General features: G+C 69.8%; 17 protein-coding genes and 1 pseudogene. 9 read left to right on the top strand and 9 right to left on the bottom strand.

Going from position 1 to position 21,426, the window contains the following annotated elements; translation table 11 throughout:
• Positions 1-10: 10 nt before the first annotated feature.
• From ACGF7Y_RS16255 to ACGF7Y_RS16245, 3 genes are read right to left on the bottom strand one after another with little or no spacing between them, the layout of a single operon-like run.
• Positions 11-1,249, bottom strand: a complete 1,239-nt coding sequence (locus tag ACGF7Y_RS16255) for an acyl-CoA dehydrogenase family protein (RefSeq protein WP_393234278.1) — start codon at positions 1,247-1,249, stop codon at positions 11-13.
• On the bottom strand, positions 1,234-2,340 hold the full coding sequence (locus tag ACGF7Y_RS16250) for an acyl-CoA dehydrogenase family protein (protein ID WP_393234275.1): 1,107 nt from the start codon (positions 2,338-2,340) through the stop codon (positions 1,234-1,236). Before ACGF7Y_RS16250 ends, ACGF7Y_RS16255 begins: the two co-directional genes overlap by 16 nt.
• A complete protein-coding gene (locus ACGF7Y_RS16245; RefSeq protein ID WP_393234272.1) occupies positions 2,324-4,474 on the bottom strand; it encodes an acyl-CoA dehydrogenase family protein in 2,151 nt (716 codons plus the stop codon). Before ACGF7Y_RS16245 ends, ACGF7Y_RS16250 begins: the two co-directional genes overlap by 17 nt.
• 144 nt (positions 4,475-4,618) lie before the next feature.
• On the opposite strand from ACGF7Y_RS16245, the gene kstR reads away from it, so the two are divergent.
• The 7 genes and pseudogenes from kstR (at position 4,619) to ACGF7Y_RS16210 (ending at position 13,625) form a co-directional block, all read left to right on the top strand.
• Complete coding sequence (gene kstR / locus ACGF7Y_RS16240) at positions 4,619-5,269, top strand: cholesterol catabolism transcriptional regulator KstR (RefSeq protein ID WP_040864563.1); 651 nt, start codon at positions 4,619-4,621, stop codon at positions 5,267-5,269.
• Positions 5,270-5,525: 256 nt separating this feature from the next.
• Complete coding sequence (gene otsB, locus ACGF7Y_RS16235) at positions 5,526-8,099, top strand: trehalose-phosphatase (protein ID WP_393234270.1); 2,574 nt, start codon at positions 5,526-5,528, stop codon at positions 8,097-8,099.
• Between the two features lie 162 nt (positions 8,100-8,261).
• A complete protein-coding gene (locus tag ACGF7Y_RS16230; RefSeq protein WP_393234268.1) occupies positions 8,262-9,143 on the top strand; it encodes a metal ABC transporter solute-binding protein, Zn/Mn family in 882 nt (293 codons plus the stop codon).
• Between the two features lie 4 nt (positions 9,144-9,147).
• A pseudogene (locus ACGF7Y_RS16225) lies at positions 9,148-10,011 on the top strand (metal ABC transporter ATP-binding protein); the annotation flags it as partial.
• 617 nt (positions 10,012-10,628) lie between these two features.
• Positions 10,629-11,465, top strand: coding sequence for a metal ABC transporter permease (locus ACGF7Y_RS16220; RefSeq protein WP_393234666.1), 837 nt, complete (start codon positions 10,629-10,631; stop codon positions 11,463-11,465).
• A 125-nt stretch (positions 11,466-11,590) separates the two neighbouring features.
• Positions 11,591-12,763 carry an acyl-CoA dehydrogenase family protein gene (locus ACGF7Y_RS16215; protein ID WP_393234265.1) on the top strand — a complete coding sequence of 391 codons (1,173 nt, stop codon included), beginning with the start codon at positions 11,591-11,593 and terminating at the stop codon, positions 12,761-12,763.
• A gap of 55 nt (positions 12,764-12,818) precedes the next feature.
• Positions 12,819-13,625, top strand: a complete 807-nt coding sequence (locus tag ACGF7Y_RS16210; protein WP_393234263.1) for an enoyl-CoA hydratase/isomerase family protein — start codon at positions 12,819-12,821, stop codon at positions 13,623-13,625.
• Between the two features lie 91 nt (positions 13,626-13,716).
• Here the strand turns inward: ACGF7Y_RS16210 and ACGF7Y_RS16205 are convergent, their stop codons facing one another.
• The 6 genes from ACGF7Y_RS16205 to carD form a co-directional block, all read right to left on the bottom strand.
• Positions 13,717-13,995 carry a DUF4190 domain-containing protein gene (locus ACGF7Y_RS16205; RefSeq protein ID WP_393234260.1) on the bottom strand — a complete coding sequence of 93 codons (279 nt, stop codon included), beginning with the start codon at positions 13,993-13,995 and terminating at the stop codon, positions 13,717-13,719.
• A gap of 279 nt (positions 13,996-14,274) precedes the next feature.
• Positions 14,275-15,243 (bottom strand): 23S rRNA (guanosine(2251)-2'-O)-methyltransferase RlmB, encoded by a 969-nt coding sequence (rlmB, locus tag ACGF7Y_RS16200; protein ID WP_393234258.1) that lies wholly within the window; start codon positions 15,241-15,243, stop codon positions 14,275-14,277.
• A complete protein-coding gene (cysS, locus tag ACGF7Y_RS16195; RefSeq protein ID WP_393234256.1) occupies positions 15,243-16,649 on the bottom strand; it encodes a cysteine--tRNA ligase in 1,407 nt (468 codons plus the stop codon). Before cysS ends, rlmB begins: the two co-directional genes overlap by 1 nt.
• Positions 16,650-16,713: 64 nt before the next feature.
• Complete coding sequence (gene ispF, locus ACGF7Y_RS16190) at positions 16,714-17,181, bottom strand: 2-C-methyl-D-erythritol 2,4-cyclodiphosphate synthase (RefSeq protein ID WP_062968866.1); 468 nt, start codon at positions 17,179-17,181, stop codon at positions 16,714-16,716.
• Positions 17,182-17,183: 2 nt separating this feature from the next.
• The gene (gene ispD / locus ACGF7Y_RS16185; protein WP_393234253.1) at positions 17,184-17,909 is read right to left on the bottom strand and encodes a 2-C-methyl-D-erythritol 4-phosphate cytidylyltransferase; all 726 of its coding nucleotides are present in this window, start codon (positions 17,907-17,909) and stop codon (positions 17,184-17,186) included.
• Between the two features lie 2 nt (positions 17,910-17,911).
• On the bottom strand, positions 17,912-18,400 hold the full coding sequence (gene carD, locus ACGF7Y_RS16180) for an RNA polymerase-binding transcription factor CarD (protein ID WP_011206964.1): 489 nt from the start codon (positions 18,398-18,400) through the stop codon (positions 17,912-17,914).
• A 455-nt stretch (positions 18,401-18,855) separates the two neighbouring features.
• On the opposite strand from carD, the gene ACGF7Y_RS16175 reads away from it, so the two are divergent.
• Both ACGF7Y_RS16175 and radA read left to right on the top strand, forming a co-directional pair.
• Complete coding sequence (locus ACGF7Y_RS16175) at positions 18,856-19,560, top strand: hypothetical protein (protein WP_393234662.1); 705 nt, start codon at positions 18,856-18,858, stop codon at positions 19,558-19,560.
• A 425-nt stretch (positions 19,561-19,985) separates the two neighbouring features.
• On the top strand, positions 19,986-21,386 hold the full coding sequence (gene radA, locus ACGF7Y_RS16170) for a DNA repair protein RadA (RefSeq protein WP_393234250.1): 1,401 nt from the start codon (positions 19,986-19,988) through the stop codon (positions 21,384-21,386).
• Positions 21,387-21,426 lie beyond the last annotated feature (40 nt).

The raw sequence follows: 21,426 nt of genomic DNA, 5'->3' as shown, positions 1-21,426 counted from the left end.
CCTTCACTCGTTATCGGGGTACTCGCGGCAACCGCAGTCCGGACGAGGCGACCAGCTCGCGCATCACCTCGTTGACGCCACCGCCGAAGGTGACCACCAGGTTCTGCTTGGTCCTGCGGTCCAGCCAGGTCAGCAGTTCGCCGGTGGCCGGGTCGGCCGGGTCGCCGTAGCGGCCGATGATCTCCTCGGCGAGCCTGCCCGCCTCCTGAAGCGATTCGGTGGAGTAGACCTTGGTCGCCGACGCGTCGGCGATCACCTGGGCCTGATCGCCGTCGACGCCGGCGGCGGGCGCACCGGGCCCGGAAGCGGTAGCGGAGCGTGACCCCGCAGGGCCCCGCGAACGCCGCCCATCGGACGCAGCGGCCACCTGCCAGTTCAGCAGTTCGTTAAGCCGCACCATCGCGTGGATGCGCCCCAGCGCGCGCCGCACGTCCGGTTCGGCGAGCACGCCGCGCGGTTGCGCCCAGTCGCGTACCCGGTCGTAGAGCTGCTCGATCTTGCCGGACGGACCCAGGCTCACCCGCTCGTGGTTGAGCTGCGTCGTGATCAGCTTCCAGCCCCGGTTCTCCTCACCGACCAGCATGTTCGCCGGAACGCGCACGTTGTCGAAATAGGTCGCGTTGGTGTGGTGCGCGCCGTCGCAGGTGATGATCGGCGTCCACGAGTAGCCGGGATCGGTGGTGTCCACGATCAGGATCGTGATGCCGCGGTGGCGTGACTCGGTCGAACCGGTGCGGCAGGCCAGCCAGACGAAGTCGGCCTCGTGCGCGCCTGTGGTGAAGATCTTCTGCCCGTTGACGATCCAGTCCCCGGACTCGTCGCGCACCGCCGACGTGCGCAGCGAGGCCAGGTCGGTGCCCGCCTCCGGCTCGGAGTAGCCGATCGCGAAATGGATGTCGCCGGACAGGATGCCCGGAAGAAACCGCCGCTTCTGCTCGTCGGTGCCGAACTGCTGCAAGGTGGGGCCGACGGTCAGCAGCGTCACCAGCGGCAGCGGGACGTCGGCCCGGACCGCCTCGTTGAAGAAGATCTGCTGCTCGACCGGCCCGAAACCCTGGCCACCGTATTCCTTGGGCCAGCCGACGCCGAGCCAACCGTCGCGCCCCATCCGGCGCACCACGGCGCGGTAGGCGTCGCCGTGCCGGTTCACCGCCATCTCGGCCTCCTCCTCGGGAGTCACGAGATCGGCGAAGTAGGCGCGCAGTTCGTCGCGCAGCCGACGTTGCTCGATGGTCAGGTCGATGAACATCTGGCCCCCAATCGATCGAGCCGGAACGACGCGCCGCCGAGCCAGCGGGCGATGTCCTTGGCTTGTGAGTAGTAGCGGTGCATCGGATGGGTCACGTCCACGCCGAGTCCGCCGTGCAGGTGATGGCACTTCTGCATGGCCGCGGGCAGTTCGGCGGCGACGGTGTAGGCCAGGATCTCCAGGTCGTCGTCGGTTCGCTCGCGATGGTCCCGGCTCGAGTCGTCCTGCGCCAGCGCCCAGTTCGCCGAGACCGCGGCGACGTGCAGGGTCCGCGAGACGACGTACAGATCCGCGATCTGCTGGGCCACCGCTTGGAACTCGGCCAGCGGCCTGCCGAACTGGTGACGGGTCCGCAGATGCTCGGCGGTGAGGGTGATCGCGCCTTTGAGCAATCCATCGGCTACCGAGCCGATCGAAGCGAGCGCCAGCCGGTGCAGATCGGCGAGACCGACGGGCAACAGTCGGTCGGCGGGAATCTCCACCTGGTCCAACCCGACCGTGTACTCGGGAATGCCGCCGGAGACCGGGGTTGCCGTGCGGGTCAGGCCGTCTGCCTGCGCGTCCACCACGGCGATACCGGCGTTGGTCGGCACGAGCAGCCAGCTGGCCTCCTCGGCGTACGGCACGGCGACCTTGTGCCCGGTGATGCGCACCGTGTCGCCGCGGACGACCGCGGCCGTCTCCGGCTTCACCGCGAAGGGAGCCGCCGGTTCGCTCAGTGCCGCGGTGAGCACGGCGCCCTCGGCGACCGCGGGCAGCACGAGCGCCTGGATGTGCTCCGGCGCGCAGGCCACCAGCGGTAGTACGCCGAAGCCGAGCGTCGGCAGTGCCGGCACCGCCACCGCGTCGGTCGCCAGCTCGGTGAGCAGCGCCGACACCTCCAGCAGCCCCATTCCGTCGCCGCCGAACCGCTCCGGCAGCGCGACGACGAGCAAGCCGGAGTCGGTCAGCTTCGGCCACAGCCGCATGTCGCGCGCCGGTTCGCGTTCCAGCAAGCTCACGACGACCTCGGCCACGGCGTCCTGGCCCTCGTCCCTGGTGAAGTCCACGCTTGTCTCCCGATTGGCTGTACGGCTAGCTGTCCGCGTCACGAGGCAGCCCCAGAATCCGCTCACCGGCCACGGTGAGCAGGATCTGCTCGGTTCCGCCCGCGATCGACAAACAACGCGTGAGCAGGAACTCCTTGGTCACGTCGGAGTCCTGCGCGCCGAGCGGGCCCGCCGCCTCCGCGGCGAACTCCGCGACCGCTTGGCGGTGTCGCACACCGACGAGCTTGCGCACGCTGCTCTGCGCGCCGGGGTCGCCGCCCGCCAGCATCTTCACGGCGGCTCGTTGCTCGAGCAGCAGGCCCGCGATCGCCTCGGCGACGAATGCACCCAGCCGGTCGTTCACCAGCTCAGCGCCGGGGCCGGTGGCGGGCGATTTCGCGATCAATTCCTCGAGCACCGGCCCGATCCCGTTGCCGCCCATGGCCACGCGCTCCGTCGACAGGGTGGAGCGTGCGATCTTCCATCCGTTGTTCAGCGCCCCGACCACGCAGTCGTCCGGCACGAACACGTCGTCGAGGAACACCTCGCTGAAACGCGCCTCCCCGGTGATCTGCACCAGCGGCCGAACCTCTAGTCCGGTGCTGTGCATGTCGACCAAGAAGTACGTGATGCCACGGTGTTTGGGCGCATCCGGTTCGGTGCGCGCCAGGCAGATGGCCCAATTCGCCTTGTCCCCCAGCGAAGTCCACACCTTTTGGCCGCGCAGCACCCAGCCGCCGTCCGCCTTCTTCGCGGTGGTGCGCAACGCCGCCAGATCGGAGCCCGCTTCGGGTTCGCTGAACAGCTGGCACCAGACCACCTCGCCGCGCAAGGTCGGCCAGGCGAAGCGCTCGATCTGCTCCGGGGTCCCGTGCTGCAACAGCGTCGGAATCGCCCAGCCGCCGATGGCCAGGTCCGGCGCGGTGAGCCCGGCGCGGCGCAGCTCCTCGGAGATCACCAGACCGGTCATCGGGTCCGCGGCGCGTCCATACGGCCGCGGCCAATGCGGCATGACCAGACCCGCCTCGACCAACGCGTCGCGCTGCCGATCGGCGGGCAGGGCGGCGATCCGCGCGACTTCGGCGGCCAGCTCCTGGGCGCTGTCGCCGTCCACGGCCACGCCCTCCTCGGCGAAGACCCGGTCGGCGCCGGTGGTGCGCCGCAGGCCCTGACGGGTCAACTCGGTGACCCGGGCCCGCCAGCGCGCCGAGCCGCCGAGCAGTTGCCGCAGCGCCGTCGCCCGGCGCAGGTACAGGTGCGCGTCGTGCTCCCAGGTGAAGCCGATGCCACCGAGCACCTGGATGCAGTCCTTGGCGGTCTCGACCGCGGCGTCCAGGGCGATCGCGGCCGCGATGGCGGCGGCGATCGGCAACTCCGCGCCGCCGTCGTCCACGGCGGCCGCGGTGTCGGCCGCTACGGCGCGGATGAGCTCGGTGCGGCACAGCATCCAGGCGCAGATGTGCTTGACCGCCTGGAACGAACCGATCTTGCGGCCGAACTGCTCGCGCACCTTGGCGTACTCGACCGCGGTCTCCAGGCACCAGCCCGCCAGGCCGGACAGTTCGGCGGCGACCAGCGCGATCAGGAGATCCCCGGCGGCGTGCGGCGCGACGAACACGTGTTCGCCGGGCACGCGCAGATCGGCGCAGTGCACCCGGGCCAGCGGCGTGCTCGGATCCAGCGGCGCGAGCGCCTCCACCCGCAGGCCGACGGCATCGGGCTGGACCAGGCACCACCGCTGCCCCTGCGGCTGATCGATCGGCAGCAGTACGGCGGTGCCGGGGGCGGCGCCGAGCACGGATTCCCAGGTACCCGTGAGCAACACGCCGTCGCTTGCGGCGGGTACGCTCACCGTCGAACCGACGACGAAGTCGAGCGCGACCCCGCAGGGCAGGTCCTCATCGAGCCGGCCCGCGGTGATCAGATTGGCCAGAGCCGTTGCGAGCACGGGGCCGCCGACCAGGTCGTGGGCCGCCTGCTCCACCAGCACGGCCAGATCGGCGACCGACCCGCCCGCGCCGCCCGCGTCCTCGGCCACCGCGACCCGGAAGATCCCGATCTCGGCCAGCGCGGGCCAGTAGGCGCGCCAGAAGTCGGCCGCGCCGGTCCGCATTGTTGCAATTGGACGGACCGAAGCCGCCCATCCGCGCATCGACTCCTGAACGGCTTTATGCTCGTCAGTGGTGGCGATGGTCACACTCCATACCGCCTTTCCGGCGTGACTCCCACACCTAGAACATGTTCTAATATCCTAGCCGGGCGGAAGTCAAGAGACCATCCCGCCGCGGCGACACCGCGCACGCAGCCGACGAAACGACGTTTCCGGAAAGGACTTTCATCAATGGCCAGTCCGTCCCGATCGCAGCCAGCCGACTCGAGCGCGGCCCGGCCCGCGGCCACGGTCACCACGCTCAGCGAGGACGAGCTGAGTTCGGCGGCGCAGCGTGAACGGCGCAAGCGGATCCTGGACGCGACCTTGGCACTCGCGTCCAAAGGCGGTTACGACGCGGTCCAGATGCGCGCGGTGGCCGAGCGCGCCGACGTCGCCGTCGGCACGCTGTACCGCTACTTCCCGTCCAAGGTGCACCTGCTGGTCTCGGCGCTGTCGCGCGAATTCGAGCAGATCGAAGGCAAACGCAAGCCGCTTGCCGGGCAGTCCCCGCAGGAGCGCATGCACCTGCTGCTCACCCAGATCACCCGGATGATGCAGCGCGACCCACTGCTCACCGAGGCCATGACCCGGGCGTTCATGTTCGCCGACGCCTCCGCCGCCGCCGAGGTGGACCGCGTGGGCAAGGTGATGGACCGCGTCTTCGCGCGGGCCATGAACGACGGCGAGCCCACCGAACGGCAGCTGGCCATCGCGCGGGTGATCAGCGATGTGTGGTTGTCGAATCTGGTCGCTTGGCTGACTCGGCGCGCCTCGGCCACCGACGTCACCGAACGACTCGAACTGACCGTCGACCTCCTGCTCGGCGAACGCAACCAGTAAGCTCTGTCGGGATCTCTCAGCGCACATCGAGCGAATTCGGCCCCGGCCACCCGCCGGGCCCGAAGACCTCCCCTGTGCTGGGACGAAGCTCACCCGCTCCGATCCCGTCGCCGTTAGCTGGGCAGATCCACCGGACACCGGTTCAGCACCTGCGTTATCGTGCGCACGCGGACCGGCGCGCTTCTGTGCGGCAAATTCAACACAGTATTGTTTTGCCCGCCCCCTGAAAAAATCCTCCGATCACTAGGTTGGATGCGTGAGCGCACAGGATCTGCCACTGGAACTTCGCCGTGCACTGTCGACGGTCGCGCGCGTGCCACGGCTGCTGGTCGCATCGGACTACGACGGGACACTCGCGCCCATCGTGTCCGACCCGGCCAAAGCCTTTCCCCATCGGGAATCGGTGAGCGCGTTACGAGCCCTCGCCGGCCTGACCGGGACCACGGCCGCCGTGATCTCCGGTCGCGCGCTGCGAGATCTCGCGGCGCTGTCCCGACTGCCCGTCGAGGTGCAACTGATCGGCAGCCACGGCTCGGAATTCGACGTGGGCTTCGTGCACGCGATCGACAACGACGCCAAGCATCTGCTCCAAGAGGTGCAGACGGCGCTGAACCAGGTCGCCTCGGACAATCCGGGGGTCACCGTCGAGATCAAGCCGGCCAGCGTCGCGTTGCACGTGCGCAACGCCAGCCCGGAGATCGGTCATCGCGCGCTGTCGCAGGTCCGGCTCGGTCCGGCGTGCTGGTTCGGCGTGCAGGTCACCGAGGGCAAGTCGGTCATCGAGCTGGCCGTGGTGCAGACCGACAAGGGCACGGCACTGGACACCGTCCGGCATCAGGCGGGGGCCTCGGCCGCGGTGTTCTTCGGTGACGACGTCACCGACGAGAAGGCGTTCCGGGTGCTGTCGGGTCCCGACGTCGGCATCAAGGTCGGCGAGGGCGAGAGCCTGGCCAAGTTCCGGGTGGACAGCACCGAGGCCGTCGCCTGGGCGCTGGCCTACCTGCTGGAGGAGCGTCGGACCTGGCTGGCCGGCGCGAGCGCGCCGCGCATCGAGCGCCTGACCATGCTGGCCAGCCCGCGTTCGGTCGCGCTGCTCACCCCGGACGCCACGGTCACCTGGTTCTGCCACCCGGAGCCGGATTCCGCCGCGGTGTTCGCCCACCTGCTCGGCGGCCCGCAGGGCGGTCACTTCACCATCGAGCCGGAGCGCCCCGGCCTGCCGCTCTCGCAGCGCTACGTCGACGGCACGATGACCGTCGAAACCCGCTGGGCGAAATTGCAGGTCACCGACTACCTGCCGCACGACGTGGCGTCCAACCGCACCGACCTCACCCGGGTGATCACCGGTGACGCGAAGGCCGTGGTCACCTTCGCCCCCCGGCCCGAGTTCGGCCAGGTGCCGGTGAACCTCGAAGCGCAGGAGGGCGGGCTGCGCGTGCACGGCACGAACGATCCGATCGTGCTGCGCTCCCCCGGCGTGCGGTGGGAGATCGTCTCGGACGGCACCCACGAATCGGCACGGGCCGTGGTCGACCCGTCCAAGGGCCCCATCGTGCTCGAACTACGTTGCGGCACCACCGATCTCGATCCCGCCGCCGCGGGTGAGACGGAGCGGCGACGGGAAGCTGAGCGGTACTGGTCGGAATGGGCCTCGAAACTCACGCTGCCGCCGCTGAAGCCCGACCTGATGAAGCGTTCCGCGCTGACCCTGCGCGGCCTGGTGCACGCCCCGTCCGGTTCGATCCTCGCGGCCGCGACCACCTCGCTGCCGGAGGACATCGGCGGCGTGCGCAACTGGGACTACCGCTACTGCTGGCTGCGCGACGCGGCGCTCACCGCGCAGGCGCTGGTCTCGCTCGGCTCGCTCACCGAGGCCGAGGACTACCTCGGCTGGGTGCACCGGGTGCTGGAGACGTTGCCCGGCCCCGAGCGCCTGCACCCGCTGTACACGCTCTACGGCGAGACGCTGCCGCCGGAGGCCTCGATCGACCAGCTGCCCGGCTACGCGGGCTCGCGCCCGGTGCGCGTCGGCAACGCGGCCAACATGCAGGTGCAGCTGGACGTCTTCGGCCCGATCGTCGACCTCATCGCCACCCTGGCGCACGCCAGGGAGCTGCGGGGCGTCACCGCTCCCGCGGACGTGCTGCCCGACGCCGACTGGGACCTGGTGTGCGCCATGGTCGCGGCGGTGCAGCGGCGCTGGCAGGAGCCCGACCACGGCATCTGGGAGATCCGCGGCAACCCCCGCCACCACGTGTACTCGAAGGTGATGGGCTGGCTGACCGTCGATCGTGCGCTGACCCTGGCGCAGAAATTCGACCGCGAGATCGACCCGGCCTGGCCGGTGCTGCGCGACACCATCGCCGACGAGGTGAAGGCGAAGGGCTGGAACGACGAGGTGCAGTCCTACACCGCGGCCTACGACGGCACCGACCTGGACGCGGCGACCCTGCACATCGGGTTGAGCGGCCTGATCGACCCGTCCGACCCGCGCTTCGCGGCGACCGTCGTGGCGACCGAGGCCGAGCTGCGCAGCGGGTCGACCGTGTACCGGTACCACCACGACGACGGCCTGCCCGGCGGCGAGGGCGGCTTCCACCTGTGCGCGGCCTGGCTGGTCGAGGCGTACCTGCTGATCGGGAAGCGCTCCGACGCCGAGGCGCTGTTCGCCCAGCTGGTCGACGTCGCGGGCCCGACGGGGTTGCTCAGCGAGGAGTACGACCCGGTGGCCGAACGCTCGCTGGGTAACCACCCGCAGGCGTACAGCCATCTCGGTCTGTTGCGCTGTGCGCAGCTGCTCGGCCAGCCGGTGGAAGCCGCGCTGGTCTGACCCGCGCATCGCGCCGAGGGCCCGCGAACGAGGAATCGTTCACGGGCCCTTCGTATTTCGCTTTTTTCGAGGGCTTCGCATCCTAGCCTGCGGCGATGCCTGCTAGAGTTAAACGGGAACGATTTCCATTATGATCTAGAGCACTGCCAGGAGTACCCCCACGTGAGAACCGGATTTGCCATCACCTGCGCGGGCATCGCCGTGGGGGTCGCCTCCGCCCTGACGCTGACCGCCTGCGGCGGCTCGACCGACGACGGACGGCCGTCCGTCGTAGCCTCCACCGACGTGTGGGGCGATATCGCCGCCGCCATCGCGGGCCCCGACGCCGCCGTCCGGTCGCTGATCACCGACCCGTCCGCCGACCCGCACTCGCACGAGACCTCCGCCGTCGAGTCGGCCGAACTCAGCGATGCCGACCTCGTGGTCTACAACGGTGGCGGCTACGACGAGTTCGCCGAGAAGGCGGTGGCGGGCACGAACAAGCGCACGGTGGACGCGTTCGCCTCGCGGGTGGACCAGAGCGACAAGAACGAGCACGTCTGGTACGACGTGCGCACCGTCGGCGTGGTGGCCCACCGGATCGCCGCCCAGCTCGGCGAACTGGATCCGGACAAGGCGGCGGCCTACGCCGAGCGCGCGACGACGTTCGAGAACGGGCTCGCGGCGGTCACCGCCATCACCGGCAAACTCGCCGCCGAACATCCGAGAACTCCGGTGTTGCAGACCGAGCCGCTCGCGCACTACCTCGTGGCCGCCGCCGGAGCGGATGACCTGACTCCGCACGAGTTCCAGGAAGCCATCGAGCAGGAGACCGACCCGGCGCCCGCCGCCGTCGCGGCGACCCAGGACCTGCTCACCGGTAAGCGGGTCCGCGCCCTGATCTACAACGTGCAGACCGAGGACAAGATCACCAAGGACCTGCGCGGCACCGCGCAGAACGCGGGCGTCGCCGTCGTCGAGGTGACCGAGACCCTGCCCGAGGGCGTGGATTACATTCAGTGGCAGACGAAGAACGCGCAGGCGCTGGCCGCCGCGCTGGGCTGAGCAGATGAACGAGGGAGCCGCGCTGACCGAGCACACCGCCGCGGTGGAACGGCGGCGATCGAACATCGGTGCGGACTCGGCCGCGGTGCGACTGGAGGCCGCCCGCTTGTCGTTCGGGGACCGAACCCTCTGGGAGGGGCTGGATCTCACCGTCGCACGGGGTGAATTCGTCGCGGTGCTCGGACCGAACGGCTCCGGCAAGACCTCACTGCTGAAAGTGTTGCTGGGCCAGGTCGGCCTGAGCTCCGGCACAGCCCGGATCGCGGGCTCTCCCGCGCGTACCGGCAACCCCGACATCGGCTACGTGCCGCAACAGAAGACGATCGATGCCGGGGTGCAGTTGCGCGGCGTCGACCTCGTCGGACTCGGCGTGGACGGGCATCGCTGGGGCCTCGGTCTGCGCTCCCGCGGCGAACGCAGACGCAAGGTGGCCGCGGCCATCGCCGACGTCGGAGCGGAGCACTTCGCCCACGCGCCGCTGGAATCCATGTCCGGCGGCGAGCAGCAGCGCCTGCGGGTGGCACAGGCGCTGGTCGGTGATCCGAAGGTACTGCTGTGCGACGAGCCGTTGCTCAGCCTCGACCTGGCGAACCAGCGACTGGTCGCCGAGCTGATCGATCGCCGTCGGCGCACCCACGCCACCGCGGTGCTTTTCGTAACGCACGAGATCAATCCGATCCTGCCCTTGGTGGACCGGGTGCTGTACCTGGTCGACGGACGGTTCCGGATCGGGACGCCGGAGGAAGTGATGACCTCGCCGGTGCTGTCGGAGCTGTACCGCACCCAGGTGGACGTGCTGCGGGTCCGCGGCCGCCTGGTGGTCGTCGGCACCGGCGACACCATGGACGCGCTGGGCACCGCGGGCGGTCACTGTCACGGACCCGCGGGCGACGAGTTCGCACCCGGCGGCTCCGCGCAGGATGGGTCGACGGCGACGAGCGACGCGAACGACTCGGCGAAGAGGGGGCGCGCGGACTCGGCCGGCTCGCAAGCCTGCGAACAGGCCGACCGATCGTCGACAGCCGACCCGGCGACGAACGGGGCCGCACCGGCCGAGCGAATCCCGGCGACTGCTTCGGAGCCCGCTCATCCGGCCTCGGACCAGTTGACGAACGCCGGTGACCCGACCTCGCCCCAACCGGCTCCGCACTCGATCTCCACAGCCGCCGGAGAACGATCGCCCGCTGGGCCGCCGAGCGGCTACGGCAACGCGACCGCCCGCGCCGCGGCACCGGAGGACGCGGCGCCAACCCCCGCGATGGCACCTCGCACTCCGGCGCACCTCGCGGATGGCAGCCGCCCCGCCACAGACGACTCGGCGTCCAGCCGCACCATTCCCGGCAACGGCAAGAGTTCGGTCGCGACATCCTCGGCGCCTCCCGCGCCACCGGACCTCGTGAACGGCAATGGCGACCGGTCGGCCGCGGATCCCGATGAGAGTGGAGTGCGCTCGTGACCGACAAGTTGTCCAGCGTCCTCGGCAAGATGCTGGACTTCGGCACCACGGCGAACCTGCTGTCCTACGGATTCGTCCAGCAGGCGCTGCTCGCCGCAGCCCTGCTCGGCCTGCTGTCGGGAGTGATCGGCCCGCTGATCATCAGCAGGCAGATGTCGTTCGCCGTGCACGGTACCAGTGAGCTGTCCCTGACCGGGGCCGCCGCCGCGCTGCTGGCCGGTGTGGGGGTCGGCCTGGGGGCCATCGCGGGGTCGGTGGTCGCGGCGGTGTTGTTCGGCCTGCTCGGCACCCGTGCGCGCGAGCGCGATTCGGTGATCGCGGTGGTGCTTTCGTTCGGCCTGGGGCTCTCGGTGCTTTTCCTGTGGCTGGGCCCCGATCGCGCGGGATCGAAGTTCTCGCTGCTGACCGGTCAGGTGGTCAGCGTCGGCAACAACGGCCTCGGCCTGCTCGCCGTCTGTACCGCCGGGGTGATCGCGGTGCTCGCGTTCGTCTACCGGCCGCTGCTGTTCGCCAGTTCCGATCCGGAGGTGGCGGTAGCGCGCGGAGTTCCGGTGCGGGCGCTGTCCATCGTGTTCGCCGTGCTGCTCGGCATCACGGCGGCGTTCGGCGTGCAGATCGTCGGTGCGCTGCTGGTCCTCGCCCTGCTGATCACTCCGGCCGCCGCGGCCGCCCAGCTCACCGCGGACCCGATCCGGGCGACGGCGCTCGCCGTGCTGTTCGCGGAGATCGCCGCCGTGGGCGGCATCCTGCTGTCGCTCGCGCCGGGCGTACCCGTCTCCACCTTCGTCACCACCATCTCGTTTCTGATCTACCTCGCCTGCCGCCTGCTCGGCGCCCGCAACCGCAGGCTCGCCCGCGCCCGCTGAGCGACCGCGAACCCTACTCAGGGCGCTACCACCGAAGACTTTTTTTGATGGCAGCCGCCTTCAGTCTTTCCGGGGCGCTTTCGTATGCTCGAGGCACCGCGACCCCGAACGAATGGTGACCAACGATGATCGACTTCGCGATTCCCGCCGACCTCGCCGCCGAACGCGACCGAGTACGCCGATTCGTCATCGACAAGATCGTCCCGTACGAGCGGGACCCGCGCCTGACCGCGCACGGCCCGACCGATGAGCTGCGGCAGGAACTCGTCGAACTCGCCCGTGCCGAGAAGTTGCTCACCGTGCAGGCGCCCGAGTCGCTCGGCGGGCGCGGCCTGACCCACATCGAGCAGGCGGTGATCTACGAGGCGGCGGGCTGGTCCACGCTCGGCCCGGTCGCGATGAACTGCGCGGCGCCCGACGAGGGCAACATGTTCCTGCTGTCCAAGGTGGCCGCCCCCGACCAAGTCCAGCGTTTCCTGGACCCCGTGGTCGCGGGCCACCAGCGTTCGGTCTTCGCCATGACCGAGCCCGACGGGGCAGGCTCCGACCCGGCCCAGCTGTCCACCGCGGCGACCTTCGACGGCGAGAACTTCACCATCAACGGCCGAAAGTGGCTGATCACCGGGGCGAACGGCGCGAAGACCTGGATCATCATGGCGCGGCTCGCCTCGAACCCGCACCTGCCCGAGGGCCCCACGCTGTTCCTGGCCGACGGCGACGAGCCCGGCATCGTCATCGAACGCACGATGAACACGATGGACCGCAATTACGTCGCCGGGCACGGTGTGGTCCGCTTCGACAACCTGGTCCTGCCGAGGGAGGCATTGCTCGGCGAGGCGGGCCAGGCGCTGCGCTACGCCCAGCTCCGGCTCGCCCCGGCCCGGCTGACCCATTGCATGCGGTGGCTCGGCGCCGCCGAACGCGCCCAGAGCATCGCGGTGGAGCACGCACGCACCCGCACCGCGTTCGGCAAGCCGATCGGCGAACACGAGGGCGTGTCGTTCATGCTGGCGGACAACGAGATCGCGCTGCACCAGTGCAGGCTGACCATCTGGCACGCGTGCTGGCTGATGGACAACGGCGAGAAGGCGCGGCACGAGAGTTCGATCGCGAAGTCGTTCGTGTCCGAGGAACTGTTCAAGGTCGCCGACCGGTGCGTGCAGGTGCTCGGCGGCATCGGCATCAGCGACGAGACCGTGGTCGAGATGATCTTCCGGGACATGCGTGCCTTCCGGCTCTACGACGGCCCGACCGAGGTGCACAAGTACGCCATCGGGCGCAAGGTGCTGCGCGGATAGCCGAGGACTTTCGGCCCCGGGTCAGCTCCGCGTCCGTCCGCTAACATCCTGTGGCATGAGTTCGGAACTGCACGTCGACGTCTCTCAGGGCGTCGCCGTGCTCACGCTCAACCGGCCCGCCCAGCAGAATGCCTTCACCCCCACGATGGCCGCCGAATTGGGCGCCGCGTTGTGGCGCTGCGATTCGGAAGACGCCATCCGTGCCGTGATCGTCACCGGCACCCCGCCCGCGTTCTGCGCGGGCGCGGACCTATCCAACCGGGTGGGCGAGGTCAGCGCCACCATCGATCCGCCGCCGTGGCGAGTGCGCAAACCGGTGATCGCGGCCGTGAACGGTCACGCGGTCGGCATCGGCCTCGCCTTGGCCCTGCAATGCGATCTGCGGTACATGGCGCGCGACGCGGTGTACGGGCTGAACCAGGTGCGCCGCGGCGTCCTGGCCGACGGCTACGCGCACTGGACACTACCCAGGCTGGTCGGCATGGCCAACGCCGCCGACATCATGCTGACCGGGCGCACGTTCGACGGTGACGAGGCGAAGGCGATGGGCCTGGCCAACAGCTCACTGCCCGCGGGCGAGGTGCTACCCACCGCGCTGGCCGTCGCGCACGACCTCGCGAACGGCTCGGCGCCGCTACCGGTGGCCCTGTCCAAGCGGCTGCTCTGGGAAGGGCTCGGGATGAGCCCGGCCGTGGTCGGTCAACTGGAAACCGACCTCAACCAGCACGCGACCAAGAGCATCGACGGCGGCGAGGCCATGGCCGCGTTCCGAGACCGCAGGCAGCCCAGCTGGTCGGGCAGCGTCAGCACGGAATGGCCCGCGTGGGACGCCGCAGGGCGCGAACGCCCCAGTTTGGATTAAGGTCCGCCGACGACAGTGCCTCAGACGCTCCGCCGGCCTGCGTACCAACCCATGCCCGGCGAGGTGAACGGGCTCCGTCCGGCGGCACCGCTCAGGCGTTACCGCCGAGCAGGATGAACAGGAACAGCACCGCGAAGATGATCATGAAGATGGTGCCGACGACGCCGAGGACATAGCCGACCAGCACCTGGGTGCGGCCACCGTACGCGCCACCGGATTCCTCGATCTGGTCGAGCGCGCGCCGCCCCAGCGCCCACGCCACCGGCCCCAGCACCCCGCAGCAGAGGACGCTCGCCGCGCCGAGAAACAACACCGCCGTCGCGTTCGGATGTTCGACCGGCTGACCGATGGGCTGATTGGGTATCACCACCAGCCGAATTCTACTGTGCCGTGCCGCCTCTCCGTGTTCTTAAGCCGTACGCGTCGGGGCTCGCGAGATTTCGGGGCGACTCTTGCGTTCGGTGACGCTCACGCCGGGGCGGAGCCGGCGGGTTGCCCATGTCCTTGCGAGATCAGTTGTGCGCTTTATCTTTTCAACGCGATCATGGACTCGGTGGCAGGCCGGGTATCGACGGCAAGTTATCCGTCGAATACGCACAGCCCGGCACGCGGGCGCCCGAGTGATCGAGCGACCGGCGGAAACGACTCCTCAGGCGCGGCGCTGCCGGGCGACTTCGGAGAGCACCACGCCGGCGGCGACCGACGCGTTCAGCGATTCCACCGGGCCGGCCATCGGGATCGACAAGATCGCGTCACAGGATTCCCGGACCAGGCGGGACAGGCCCTTGCCCTCCGAGCCGACCACGATCACGGTCGGCTCACCGCCGTCGAAGTCGTCGAGCGTGGTGTCGCCCCCGGCGTCCAAGCCGACGATCTGAACACCCTGCGACGCCCAATCCTTCAGCGTGCGGGTGAGATTCGTCGCGCGCGCGACCGGGAGCCGAGCGGCGGCTCCCGCGCTGGTACGCCAGGCCACCGCGGTGACGCTCGCGCTGCGGCGCTGCGGGATCAGCACGCCGTGGCCACCGAAGGCCGCCACGGAACGGATGACCGCGCCCAGATTGCGCGGATCGGAGATGTTGTCCAGCGCGACCAGCAGCGCGGGCTCAGCGGCGCCGCGTGCCCGGTCGAGCAGGTCGTCGGGATGGGCGTAGCGGTACGGCGGCACCTGGAGGGCGACACCCTGATGCAATCCATTGGCACTCAACCGATCCAGGTCGGTGCGCGGTACCTCGAGGATGGAGATGCCCGTGTCGGCGGCCATCCGCACACTCTCGGTCAACCGGTCGTCGTTCTCGGTACCGACCGCGACGTACAGCGCCGTCGCGGGCACACCCGCACGCAGGCACTCGACCACCGGATTGCGCCCGAGCACCAATTCCGGGCCGTCGTCGCTCTTGCGTCCGGCGGGCCGGCCCGCCGCGGACGAACGCCCCTGCGCCGCTTTGGCTTTCGCGGCCGCCCGCTTGGCGGCGGGATGCTTGGTCCGCATCTCGGCGGGCGGGGTCGCGCCACGACCCTCGAGCCCGCGCCTGCGCTTGCCGCCCGAGCCGACGACGGCGCCCTTCTTGCTGCCGCTCTTGCGAACCGCACCCCGACGCTGCGAATTGCCTGCCATTACTCGGCCTTTCCGGTTTGCGGTTCGCCGAGCGCCCATTCGGGACCATCGGCGGTGTCGGTGACCTCGATGCCCGCGGCCTGCAGACGGTCGCGCACGCCGTCGGCGGTCGCCCAGTCCTTCGTGGCCCGCGCCTCTTGGCGGCGGTCGAGTTCGGCACGCACCAGCACGTCGAGAGCGCCGAGCGCGGCGGAGGAATCGCTCGGGGCATACCAGTGCGGGTCGAGCGGGTCGACGCCGAGCACGCCGAGCATGGCACGCACCTGGCTCGCCAGGTCGCGTGCGGAGTCGATCGCGCCGACCTCCAGCGCCTTGTTGCCCTCGTGCACCGCCCGGTGGATCTCCGCCAGCGCCTTCGGCACCGCGAGATCGTCGTCGAGGGCGGCGGCGAACGCGTCGGTCCACTTGCCCACCGGAATCTCACCGGCCCGGTCCACCACCCGGGTCACGAAGGCCTCGATGCGCTGATAGGACTGCGCCGCGTCCTGCAGCGCCTTCTCCGAGTACTCCAGCATCGACCGGTAGTGCGCGCTGCCCAGGTAGAACCGCAGTTCGACGGCACGCACCTGTTTGAGGACGTTCGGCACGGACAGCACGTTGCCCAGTGACTTGGACATCTTCTCCCCGCCCATGGTCACCCAGCCGTTGTGCAGCCAGTACCTGGCGAAGCCGTCGCCGGCCGCCTTCGATTGGGCGATCTCGTTCTCGTGGTGCGGGAACACCAGATCCATACCGCCGCAATGGATGTCGAATTCCGGGCCGAGGTAGAACTCGGCCATCGCCGAGCACTCCAGGTGCCAACCGGGACGGCCGGGCCCCCACGGCGACGGCCAGGTCGGCTCGCCCGGCTTGGCCGCCTTCCACAGGGTGAAGTCGCGCGGGTCGCGTTTGCCCTCGCCCGCGCTCTCACCCTGGTGCACGTCGTCGAGCTTGTGGCCGGACAGCTTGCCGTAGTCGGGATAGCTGACCACGTCGAAGTAGACGTTGCCCGCCGAGGCGTAGGCGTGACCGCGGTCGATCAACCGCTGCATCATGTCGACCATCTGGGTGATGTGGCCGGTGGCGCGGGGCTCCGCGGACGGCGGCAGCACACCGAGCCGTTCGTAGGCGCGGTCGAAGGCACGCTCGTGCGTGGCGGCCCACTCCCACCACGGCCTGCCCGCTTCGGCGGCCTTGGTCAGGATCTTGTCCTCGATGTCGGTGACGTTGCGGATGAACCAGACGTCGAAGTCGTGCGCCAGCAACCAGCGTCGCAGTACGTCGAACGCGACTCCGCTGCGCACATGGCCGATGTGCGGCTCACCTTGCACGGTGGCGCCACAGAGGTACACCGAAGCACGGCCGGGGACCAGGGGCGCGAAATCGCGCATGGTCCGCGTGTCGGTGTCAAAGAGGCGCAGGGTCACGGCAGTCGATCCTAGCTGGTGTATAAGGTCGTTCACGGACCGGCTCGGGTCCGCCGGAGCAGGATCAACGACAAGCTTGCAGCAGGGCCGTCGCCACGGCGGCGACACCCTCGCCGCGACCGGTCAGGCCGAGTCCGTCGGTGGTGGTGCCGGACACCGACACGGGGGCGTCGAGCAACTCGCCGAGCACCTGCTGCGCCTCGGCGCGCCGCGGCCCGATCTTCGGGCGATTGCCGATCACCTGCACCGCGGCGTTGACCACTTCGAAGCCCGCTTCGTCCAGCAGCCTGCGCACTTCCTTCAGCATGGCCGCACCGGAGACACCCGCCCATTCCGGGCGTCCGGTGCCGAAGACCGCGCCGACATCGCCGAGACCCGCCGCGGACAGCAGCGCGTCGCACAGCGCGTGCGCGGCGACGTCGCCGTCGGAGTGACCCGCGCAGCCGTCGTCGCCGTCGAACAGCAGACCGGCCATCCAGCACGGCCTGCCCGCTTCGATCGGATGGACGTCGCTGCCGATGCCGACGCGCATGGTCACGGCGCCACCGCCCGTCCGATGCCCGCGCCGTCCGATACCGCATCGGCGAGCCGCAGGTCGAGCGGAGTGGTGATCTTGAACGCCAGCGGATCGCCGGGAATGGTGTGCACGCCGACGCCGAGCCGCTCGACCAGCCCCGCGTCATCGGTCGCCTGGATGCCCTCTGTGGCGTAGGCGGAGCGCAGCACTTCGGCCGCGAAACCCTGCGGTGTCTGGATGGCCCGCAATCCGGCACGCTCGGGAGTGCCGGTCACCACGCCGGCCGCGTCGACGGATTTGATGGTGTCGGTCACCGGAAGCCCGGGAACCACGGCGGGACGGCCCGCGCGCAGTTCCGCCGTGACCCGGGCGATGAGCTCGGGCGGCGTGAGCGCTCGGGCGGCGTCATGGACCAGGAAGTAGGCGGCGTCGGGCGCCGCGGCGATACCCGCCCGCACCGAGTCGATGCGTTCGGCGCCGCCGACGACCACCTGAACCGAACCCGTGGGCGGCAGCAGGGCAACGGCGCTGTCGACGAGTTCGGTGGGAACCATCACGATGATCCGGTCGACCGCGCCGGAGGCGATCAAGCCTTCGACGGCGAGCCGGACCATAGGTGTGCCGCCGACCGGGACGAACGCCTTGGGTGTCGATTCACCCAGACGCACGCCACGGCCGGCGGCAGGCACCAGAGCAACGACGGGTCCGTCGGTGGGACGGACACCGTTGTCAGGTGTGTTCACGGTCAGGAAGCCGCTGCGAGGACCTCATCGAGCAGGGTCTCGGCCTTGCCGTCATCGGTTCCTTCGGCCAGCGCGAGCTCACCGACAAGAATCTGCCGAGCCTTGGCGAGCATGCGCTTCTCACCCGCGGACAGTCCGCGGTCCTGCTCCCGGCGCCACAGATCGCGGACGACCTCGGCCACCTTGTTCACATCGCCGGAGGCGAGCTTCTCGAGGTTGGCCTTGTAGCGGCGGGACCAGTTGGTCGGCTCCTCCGTATGCGGCGCACGAAGCACCTGGAAGACCCGATCGAGACCCTCCTGACCCACGACGTCACGCACGCCGACGTATTCGGCGTTCTCCGCGGGAACCCGAACAGTGAGATCGCCTTGGGCGACCTTCAGGACCAGATACTCTTTTTGTTCACCCTTGATGGTGCGAGTCTCGATTGCTTCGATCAACGCCGCTCCGTGGTGGGGGTAAACGACGGTGTCTCCGACCTTAAAAATCATGTGTCCCGTGCCCCTTTCGATGTTCACAGTTTAACATGCGACTCGATAACGGCGCGATCAACTGTGCAGGTCAGGGCCACAACGAGGCGACCGTGGGGCTTGACAGATGCCAGGTGGTGTGCATTACGTTGTGCCAGAAGGGGTTATCTCCCGGCTTGTTCGGCGCCGCTCGCCTCCCGCGCGCCGGCAGCTTCGCGGCAACCATCCGAAGCTCGACCGAACCGTTACCGAAGTACCGGGTGTCGGCACGGACGTGTCGTGGCCCGGTTCACACCGCGCGTGCGCGTGACGCGCGGACTTCGCGTTTGTCCCAGCCCCCGCGCCCGGTCCGCCGAGGGAACTACTACGCTGCCTAGTTACTACGCTCCCGCGCGGAGCAGAGCCCGGTCGACATGGAGGGACAACCCGTGACTGCCCTGAAAGCTGTGACCGCCCCGAAGGGGGCGCGACGTCGCATGGTGACGGTTGCCGCACTCGCCGCCGGAGCGGCGATCGCGCTGTCCGGCTGCGGCGCGGGCCAGATCTCGCAGACCGCGGAGCAGGTCGCCGCCGTGAACGGCAACCACGCCGACGTCGGCCGCATCGCGCTGCGCAACGTGCACATCGTGTACCCGGGCGAAGGCACCGCCTATAACAACGCCAAGGGCGGCAAGGCGCTCATCGCCCTGTCCATCATCAACAACGGCGAGTCCGTCCCCGACGAGCTGACCAGCATCACCACCGACCTGGGCACCGTCAAGATCACCCCGGCCTCCGGCAAGTCCGTCGTCGAGCTCGCGCCGCAGCAGACCGTCGTCGCGGCGAACCAGCCGGTCAAGCACGAGTCCACGCCCAGCAGCAGCGCCGCGCCCACCACGAGCGCCGCGGCCCCCACCTCCGCGCCGCGTTCCGGCGCGCCGACCACCACGGCCGATTCGCACGGCGCGGGCGAGCACGGCTCCCAGCCCGCCGCCACCGACCCCGAGACCAACCCGATCCTGATCGAGATCACCGGCCTGACCAGGGACGTCACCCCCGGCCTCACCTACAACGTCTCGTTCAACTTCAAGCAGAACGGCACCGTCCAGGTCCAGGTCCCGGTCGACGCGGGCCTGCACACCGAGCGCCACGAGTCCGACAAGTCCGGCCCGGCCGAAGCCGAGCACACCGGCGGGCACTGAGTTCAATTCGCAGCGACGACGTCGCTGCGTGTTCGCGGCCCCTTGGTGGCTCGTATCCGGGCGGGGTTGGGATAGTGGGGATCCAACGGTTTCAGTGATGCCGTGCGCGTCTGATCCGGGCAGCCGGTCGACCGCCATGCCCGGTGGTGAAAACCACGCCTCGAGCGACCTGGCAGCCGCCGTCCTTCCCCGCGCACCCTATGTCCCGAGGCTCGTCACCAACGCACCCCAACTCCCGGTTCCGAGCGAAGCGAGACCGAGCATGCGCCCGTTCGCGGCCCGGCTCGCGTTCGCGCGGCCGCCGCGTACGCGACGAAGGAGCAAGCGGCGGTCGCGCAAACGCGAGCCACAAAGGGGCCGCGAACACGCCGCGACGCAGTCGCGGCAGATTAAACACTGTCAGAGGTGGTGCGTATGGTGCCCCTGTGGCAAAGACCAAGCCGACATTCCGGTGCTCCGCCTGCTCGCACGAAGTCGCCAAATGGGTGGGCAAGTGCCCGGAGTGCGGGGCTTGGGGCACGGTCGACGAGGTAGTCGTCGGGGCGGGGGCGGTCGGTTCTCCCGGGCGGAAGGCGATGTTGCCCAGCACCGCGGCCGCGCCGATTTCGCAGATCGACTCGAAGGTCACCCGAGCGCGGCCGACGGGCGTGAGCGAGCTGGATCGGGTGCTCGGCGGCGGAGTGGTGCCGGGCTCGGTGGTGTTGCTGTCCGGCGAGCCGGGAGTGGGCAAGTCGACCCTGCTGCTCGAGGTAGCGCATCGGTGGGCGGCCCAGCACGGCGAGAAGTCGCTGTACGTCACCGCGGAGGAATCGGCGGGGCAGGTTCGGATGCGGGCCGATCGCACCGGCGCGGTGCACGACCGGGTCTATCTGGCGTCGGAATCGGATCTGTCGATCGTGCTCGGGCACGTCGAGCAGGTGCGGCCGACACTGCTGGTGGTCGACTCGGTGCAGACCATGCTCGCTCCGGAGGTGGACGGCGTGACCGGCGGAGTCACCCAGGTGCGCGAGGTGACCGCAGCGCTGACCTCGCTGGCCAAGACGAGCGGGATCGCGGTGCTGCTGGTCGGGCACGTCACCAAGGACGGCAACGTCGCGGGCCCGCGCACGCTCGAGCACCTGGTCGACGTGGTCCTGCAATTCGAGGGCGACAAGAACTCCACGCTGCGCTTGGTGCGCGGCATCAAGAACCGCTTCGGCAGCGCCGACGAGGTGGGCTGCTTCGAACTGCACGAGGACGGCATCGCCTGTGTCGACGACCCGTCCGGCCTGTTCCTGCACCACCGCACCGATTCGGTGCCGGGCACGGCGGTGACCGTCGCGATGGACGGCAAACGCCCGCTGGTCGGCGAGGTGCAGGGCCTGACCGTGAAGACCGAGATTCCGCAGCCGCGCCGCGCGGTGAGCGGCCTGGACTACAACCGGGTCGCCATGGTGCTGGCCGTCCTGCAGAGCCGTGGCCGGGTGTTCCTCGGCAAGAGCGATGTATACGCCGCGACGGTCGGCGGCATGCGCCTGGTCGAGCCTTCCGCCGATCTGGCCATCGCGCTCGCCATCGCCAGCGCCGACTCCGACGTCGCGATCCCACCGGGCTGGGTGATCCTCGGCGAGGTCGGCCTCGCGGGCGAGGTGCGCAAAGTGACCGGCCTCAACCGCAGGCTGGCCGAGGCCGAACGCCTCGGCTTCACCACCGCCCTGGTGCCGCCCGGCCTCGCGCCGGTGCAGAGCACCATGAAGATCCACGAGGTCACCGACCTCCGCTCCGCCATCCGCATAGCGGGCCTGCGCAAACTACGCGCCGCCGTCCCAGAAGAAGCCGCAGGCTGATCCGGACGGCCGCTGAGCCCGCGCAACCGGCGACCGAATG

This window comes from Nocardia sp. NPDC047654, from assembly GCF_043205035.1.
Classification (GTDB): domain Bacteria; phylum Actinomycetota; class Actinomycetes; order Mycobacteriales; family Mycobacteriaceae; genus Nocardia.
This window is presented reverse-complemented; position numbering and strand designations above follow the sequence as displayed.